Source organism: Streptococcus infantis (assembly GCF_047465035.1).
Taxonomy (GTDB): Bacteria; Bacillota; Bacilli; order Lactobacillales; family Streptococcaceae; genus Streptococcus; species Streptococcus infantis_T.
The window spans coordinates 1-7,950 of sequence record NZ_JASHAQ010000034.1 but is presented as its reverse complement, the minus strand read 5'-3'; the positions used below and the strand labels follow the sequence as shown (position 1 = coordinate 7,950).

Here is a 7,950-nt window from a genome sequence, read left to right as displayed (position 1 = left end):
CTGGTACTTTACCGTCTGGTAATTCACTGTTTGGTACTGTACCTTTACCGTCTTCACCGATTGTGACTGTGATTGGGTTACCATCTTTACCTGGGATTTCTACCTTAGTTCCTGGTGGGTATGTTGATCCATCTGGTTTCTTAGGTGTTACTGTAACCTCACCTGTCTTAGGATCTTGTTCAACATCTAGTGTTGGTGTCTTACGAGCTGGTGTTGTTACATCTACTGGTTGTGATGGTTTCTTGTTAGGTTCGGTTACTGTTCCTGTACCTGGGACATCTTTCTTAGGAAGGTTGTCATTTGGTACTTCACCTGAACCATTGTCGCCAATTGTAACTTCGATTGGTGTGCCATTTTCACCTGGAATTTCTACCGTAGTTCCTGGTGGGTATGTTGAACCGTCTGGTTTCTTAGGTGTTACAATCGCATTTCCATTTGGTTGTTGAGTAATTTCAATCTTACCTGGTTTTTCAGTTACTGGTGTTTCTGGTGTTACCTTAGCTGGAGTTTCTACTGGAACTTCAACTGCTGGTTGACCTGGTTCTGTAATCTTACCTGTACCTGGGACATCTGTCTTAGGAAGTTTGTCATTTGGTACTTTACCTTTACCATCTTCACCAATTGTAACAGTGATTGGGTTTCCATCTTCACCTGGGATTTCTACCGTAGTGCCTGGTGGGAATGTTGAGCCATCTGGTCTCTTCGGTGTTACTGTTACATCACCTGTCTTAGGATCTTGTTCAACATCTAATGTTGGTGTCTTATGTGCTGGTGTTTCAACTGGAACTTCTTCCGTTGGTTTACCTGGTTCTGTAATCTTACCTGTTCCTGGTACTTTTCCTTCTGGTAATTCACTGTTTGGTACTTTACCTTTACCATCTTCACCAATTGTAACAGTGATTGGGTTACCATCTTTACCCGGGATTTCTACCTTAGTTCCTGGTGGGTATGTTGAGCCATCTGGTTTCTTAGGTGTTACTGTAACGTCACCTGTCTTAGGATCTTGTTCAACATCTACTGTTGGTGTCTTACGAGCTGGTGTTGTTACATCCACTGGTTGTGATGGTTTCTTGTTAGGTTCGGTTACTTTACCTGTACCTGGAACATCTTTCTTAGGAAGGTTGTCATTTGGTACTTCACCTGAACCATTGTCGCCAATTGTTACAGTGATTGGTGTTCCATTTTCACCTGGAATTTCTACCTTAGTTCCTGGTGGGTATGTTGAACCATCTGGTTTCTTAGGTGTTACTACTGCATCACCATTTGGTTTGCGTGTGATTTCAATCTCGCTTGGTGTTTCAGTTGTTGGTGTTGCTGGTGTTACCTTAGCTGGAGTTTCTACTGGAACTTCAACTGTTGGTTGACCTGGTTCAGTAATCTTAGCTGTACCTGGTACTTTACCGTCTGGTAGGTCACTGTTTGGTACTTTACCTTTACCATCTTCACCGATTGTAACAGTGATTGGGTTACCATCTTTACCCGGGATTTCTACCTTAGTTCCTGGTGGGAATGTTGAACCATCTGGTTTCTTAGGTGTTACTGTAACGTCACCTGTCTTAGGATCTTGTTCAACATCTACTGTTGGTGTCTTACGAGCTGGTGTTGTTACATCTACCGGTTGTGATGGTTTCTTGTTCGGTTCGGTTACTGTTCCTGTACCTGGGACATCTGTCTTAGGAAGGTTGTCATTTGGTACTTCACCTGAACCATTGTCGCCAATTGTGACTGTGATTGTAGTTGGGTTTCCATCTTTATCTTTACTTGGAATTTCTACCGTAGTTCCTGGTAGGTATGGTTTTCCATCTGGTTTCTTAGGCGTTACAATCGCATCACCATTTGGTTTACGTGTGATTTCAATCTCACTTGGTGTTTCAGTTGTTGGGGTATTTGGTGTTACCTTACCTGGTGTTGTTACTGGAACTTCAACAGCTGGTTTACCTGGTTCAGTAATCTTACCTGTACCTGGGACATCTTTCTTAGGAAGTTTGTCATTTGGTACTTTACCTTTACCATCTTCACCAATTGTAACAGTGATTGGGTTTCCATCTTTACCTGGGATTTCTACCTTAGTTCCTGGTGGGAATGTTGAGCCATCTGGTCTCTTCGGTGTTACTGTTACATCACCTGTCTTAGGATCTTGTTCAACATCTAATGTTGGTGTCTTATGTGCTGGTGTTTCAACTGGAACTTCTTCCGTTGGTTTACCTGGTTCTGTAATCTTACCTGTTCCTGGGACTTTTCCTTCTGGTAATTCACTATTTGGTACTTCACCTGAACCATTGTCGCCAATTGTGACTGTGATTGTAGTTGGGTTTCCATCTTTATCTTTACTTGGAATTTCTACCTTAGTTCCTGGTGGGTATGTTGAGCCATCTGGTCTCTTCGGTGTTACTGTAACGTCACCTGTATTAGGATCTTGATCCAACTCTAGTGTTGGTGTAAGTTTTTCTGGTGGTGTTACTGTTACTTTTACAGGTACTTCTTCTTCTGATCCATCTGGGTATCTTACGAGAACTTTGCCTGTTACTTCTTCACCTGGAGTCTTATCTGCTGGAATGGTTACAGTGACTTTACCATCTTTATCTACTGTGATTCCTGGTGTGCCACTTGTGTAAGTTGTTCCATCTGGAATTTTCTTACCATTCGCTTCTTTTACTGGAATCTCTACTGATGTTCCTGGTTTGCCACTTCCATCGTCATACTTAGGTGTGTAATCATCTTTATCTTGGTTAGTTACTGTTACTTTTACAGGTACTTCTTCTTCTGATCCATCTGGGTATCTTACGAGAACTTTGCCTGTTACTTCTTCACCTGGAGTCTTATCTGATGGAATGGTTACAGTGACTTTACCATCTTTATCTACTGTGATTCCTGGTGTGCCACTTGTGTAAGTTGTTCCATCTGGAATTTTCTTACCGTTCGCTTCTTTTACTGGAATCTCTACTGATGTTCCTGGTTTGCCACTTCCATCGTCATACTTAGGTGTGTAATCATCTTTATCACGATTAGTTACTGTTACTTTTACAGGGACTTCTTCTTCTGATCCATCTGGGTATCTTACGAGAACTTTTCCTGTTACTTCTTCACCTGGAGTCTTATCTGCTGGAATGGTTACAGTGACTTTACCATCTTTATCTACTGTGATTCCTGGTGTGCCACTTGTGTAAGTTGTTCCATCTGGAATTTTCTTACCATTCGCTTCTTTTACTGGAATCTCTACTGATGTTCCTGGTTTGCCACTTCCATCGTCATACTTAGGTGTGTAATCATCTTTATTTGGACGTCCTACGACTACTGGAACATTTACTGTATCATGTGAACCATCTGGGTATGTAACTTTAACTACAGCATTTCCTACATTACCTGATGTTTTTGTTGACGGTTTGCTTTCTACCGTTAAAGTTCCTGGACCAAAGTTTTGTACTTTTGCCTTCACTTCATCATCTGTAATGTTATGGTTATACGGAACTGTTAATGTTTCGCCTGTTGGATTGTATTTGTCAGTTTGATCCTGAACAGTGATTCTTATTGTTTTTGTTGATGGCGTATTGTTCTTATCGTACGCTGTAATTTTTACAGTATAGAATCCTGTCTTAGCGTTCGTAGTTCCTGTAATTTGGCCATTTTCGTATTTTAATCCTTGTGGTAAATTGCTTACCTGAATTGGATTATTATCACGCATTCCAACACCACCTGTATTATCTACAGCTGTTACAGGGATTGGAGTAATTGGTTCGTTTTTAGTTACCGTTGCGCTTTCTGCTGTAATTGTTGGGCCTGTTACGTCTTTTACTGTAACTGGTACATTTACAGTATCACTTGATCCATCTGGATATGTAACTTTAACTACAGCATTACCTGCATCTCCTGCTGTTGCAGTTGAAGTTGGTTTGCTTTCTACTGTTAATGTTCCAGGGCCAAAGTTTTGTACTTTTGCTTTTACTGCTTCATCTGTAATTGCTTGACCTTGGTTTACTGTCAATGAATCGCCTGTTGGATTGTATTTGTCAGCTTGATCTTGAACAGTAATTCTGATTGATTTTTCTGAAGCATTATTATTTTTATCATATGCTTTGATTTTTACAGTATAGTAACCTGTCTTAGCGTTCGTAGTTCCTGTAATTTGACCCTTTTCATATTTCAATCCTTGTGGTAAATTGCTTACCTCTATTGGATTATTATCGCGCATTCCAACCCCACCTGTATTATCTACAGCTGTTACTGGAATTGGCGTGATTGGTTCGTTTTTAGTTACTGTCGCGCTTTCCGCTGCAATTGTTGGTGGAATCTTGTCACTCGGCGTTACTTCGAAAGTAAATGTTACATCATTAGCTTTATTGCCTGCATTATCAGTAGCTTTAAAAGTAATTGTATTAGTCTTACCAACATCTTCTGCTGTTGTTGTAATCGTAATAGTTCTTACTTTTTCGGTATCAGTATCTTTCACGTTAGTTGCACTAGCTTGTGAATTAACCAATCTACTACCATATTTTGTTGTGAAATCATCAGCATTAAGATTAACATGTTTATCATCTCTTGCTGTTACTGTGAATGTTACAGTTTGTCCTTCAACTACTGTTTGCTTAGCTGGTGAAATTTCTAATGTTGGAGCTTGTGTGTCTGGTGCTTCTGTTGGAGTAACTGGCTCACTTTTATCAGAAGTTACTGTTCCACCATTATTTACAACTGTTGCAGCTGTAATAGGTTTTCCTGGTAGAGCTCCTGTAACTGTAACTGTCGCAGTTTCTCCATTAGTTGTTCCAGTTCCGATAACTGTATCACCATCGTAAAGGTTAACTGTCGAACCGTTTGGCACTCCACTTCCAACATTAACCGTAATTTGTTGACCTGTTAAACCTTTTTTGTTAGCAACAGCTGTTGTAATAGCTGGTTTTTTAGGTTTAACGATTAATGTAACTGTTCCATCTGAACCTGAATTAGCGTCAGTTGATTTAGAGCCGTCTTTATAAGTGGCAATAGAAGTATACTTGAATACTCCGGCTTGCGCTGTACTTGGTGAATTATCACCTGCCCAACTCCAGCTCATACCTGAAGGGAAAGTTCCGTCTTTTCCATGTTTAACATAACCTGAAGATACAGGATTTATTGGGTCTCCTGCGTAATCTCCTACTGTTTTTGTAACTGTTAAACCTTGAATTGGGTCTTTTGGTGCCTCTGGGTCTGCTTGTAAACTAGTGCCTGTTGCCCCCATAATATAGGACTGATTAGTAGTTCTTCCGTATGTCACTGAGGCTGCATAAACACGACCATATTGAGCTGCTTCTTCAGCAGTAACATCATCTCTTAGTCTAACCTTGGCATGCATGTGCATTGCATAATCGGAACTTTCTTGTCCAGTCTTAACTCCAAAATAATATGATGCCCCTGGATAGCCACCGTTTTTATTTTTTGTAAGAGTATTTAAGACAGGGTCTTTCTCGTTGTTTTTGAAGACAGACCATCTTTGGTTATCACGAGTTACCCCAGAAGATGGATCATAGATTGTTCGTTTATCACCATTAAAGATATTATAGTTCTGTTCCCATACTTTAGATGTAGGTATATAGGCTGTATTTCCATATGGAGTAAAGCCTTGGAACCCATCAGAAAGTCTTCTACCACCAGTATTTTGGTAACGTGTAAAACTCAAATCTTTCACCGTGTTAGACGAGTGCATGATATTAAAAGGAGCTTGGAAATAATATTCTTGCTGATATGAAGCCTTTGTCATCCTTTTTCCATCGTTATTGAAGAAGACATCATAGACGATCCATTTTCCTTCGCTATCTTGTACATAGGTTGCTTTAATATCAGTCTTATTTTTAGTGAATTCTGGATTATCATTTATTGTTTTTTGCCCACCGTTCTCTTTCGGATCGACAGAAGCAAAATACTTGATATTGGTTAAAGCACCTTGATTAATTTGACCATTTGCTCTAAAACCTGTTCCCTGTCCCATACTTTGACCATTACGTGGATCATGAGAACCTGAAGTCAAACGATTACGTGCGATCATAACAGAGCTTTCGTTACGTTTGATGACACGATTCATATCCTCAACATCACGAAGGCTAACTTCTACACCACCAAATGCAGACTTGGCTACGGCAACTTGGGCGATAGCTTTCTCCAAGATTTCACGTGTCAAGTCATTCTCAGGTGTTTGGGCGATAGTCTGCTCCAAACGTTCAATAGATAATTTGAGACTAGCTTTAGCTTTTTCCAGTTGCTCAGCATTGGTATTTTCTGAAGTTTCTTCAGACTTAGCTGAAATTTCTGAAGTTGGCTTCGCTACTTCTGGCTTAATTTCCGAAGTTACTTCCTGTGTGCTTTCGTCATTTTTATCTGCTTTGACTTGAGGAATTTCCACTGCTCGTAGCTGGTCCAAAACATTGGTCAAGCGAGCTGCCAAGGCATCCACTTCTTCCTGACTCACTTTTGAATCAGCAAGAGTCTGTTCAGCCTTGACAAGTTCTTCCTTGGCACTGACTAAAAGATCTGTATTCGCAGTTTCCTTGACGTGAAGCTGATCTTGGAGCTGTGTCACAAGCTGACTTGCAACAGCCGTATCCACTTTTACAGAACTAGTAGGCTCTTCCTTATCCTGCGATGCTAGCGAACTAGTATCTTGAGTTAAAGCCTCTACATGAGGTTGGTCGACAGGTGTTACGCTATCCGCACTAACGACGCGCGCACCCAAAAACATCAGTGCTGCAACAGCAACTGAAGCCGCACCAAAGCTATATTTACGAATAGAAAAGCGTAAAACTTTTTCTCGTTTTTGGCGTTCAATACGACTCATGGATGATTTTTTATCCATTCTATTATCTCCTTTTTTTGAATTTGCTCACCTGAAACACATATTGTTTATATTTACATATTGTTTATATTCACAGGCAAAGCTATCCAAGTATAATTTTATACTTTTTATTGGGAATATGCAAACTATTTATCGCTTAAATCAAACTTTTTTCAGTTTTTATGCATCTAAAACATTTATATAGTATTTATACTTGATTCACCCTCTAATTTTCTTCGGTATTATTGAATCATCTTGATACTTTTCATTCTTCAAACTATTAAAAATGAATCATATTTAAAATATCACTCAAACGATTGGCATTATTATCGGCGCTTCATTTTATTGTTTTTGTATTCTTTTGCCTTTAAAGTTTGTTTTATTTTAAAAAATTCGAAATAAATTGTATATAAGTTATTTACCTTTTATCCTTCTAAATAAAACTGGAGTTTTTCCTTTCTGTAGAATAAATCCGTTGTAGCTTATCGTATTAGTTGTTTCATAGTACAATACATTTCTCGAGGATAACGAATGGTAAGTGCTCAATACCCCCAAAATAAAAGTGCTGAGTCGGTCAATTAAGCTCTAAAACTCATCTTAAAACAGCATCAAATTCTTTCCATCATGGCAGACAATGGAGCCGAATTCAACCGCTTGGCTGATGTGTTTTCTAAGGAGCATATCTACTATACACATCCCTATGCCTCTTAGGAAAGGGGAACTAATGAGAATCACAACTGACTCATTCGTAGATGGTTACCTAAGGGAGCTATAGTAGATTGAACTTAAAATAGTACACTACGGATTCTAAAACATTTTTAAAAATTATTTTGACTTTCCTAACCTCTTTGTTCATATCTTGTTTCAATAAACTTTAAGAAACGACTTCCAAAAAAGTCGCATTTATCGAAAAATGGATTAATAACTATCCTAAAATATGGAGAGGACAACGATTGCCCTCTCCATATTTTAGCTTTTATTTAACCCACTACAGTTGACAAGGAGCCCAAAAAGCGAACAATACTGGCTCTATAATATTTGTAGTGGGTAAATCCCCTATAGATATTATGGAGCCTATTTTGTTGTAGAAAAAAAGTTCCATAAGATCTATAATGAAAAGCGACCAAACTCTCATTAGAAAGAATCATATG

The 7,950-nt window shown here is 39.1% G+C and carries 1 protein-coding gene and 1 pseudogene; one reads left to right on the top strand and one right to left on the bottom strand.

Features of this window, described 5'->3' with window-relative positions:
* A partial coding sequence (locus tag QM406_RS09770) for a YPDG domain-containing protein (protein WP_414274106.1) occupies nucleotides 1-6,820 on the bottom strand: 6,820 nt, incomplete at its 3' end.
* A 534-nt stretch (nucleotides 6,821-7,354) separates the two neighbouring features.
* Between QM406_RS09770 and QM406_RS09765 the strand changes: the two are divergent.
* Nucleotides 7,355-7,507 (top strand): annotated as a pseudogene (locus QM406_RS09765) (IS30 family transposase); the annotation flags it as partial.
* Nucleotides 7,508-7,950 lie beyond the last annotated feature (443 nt).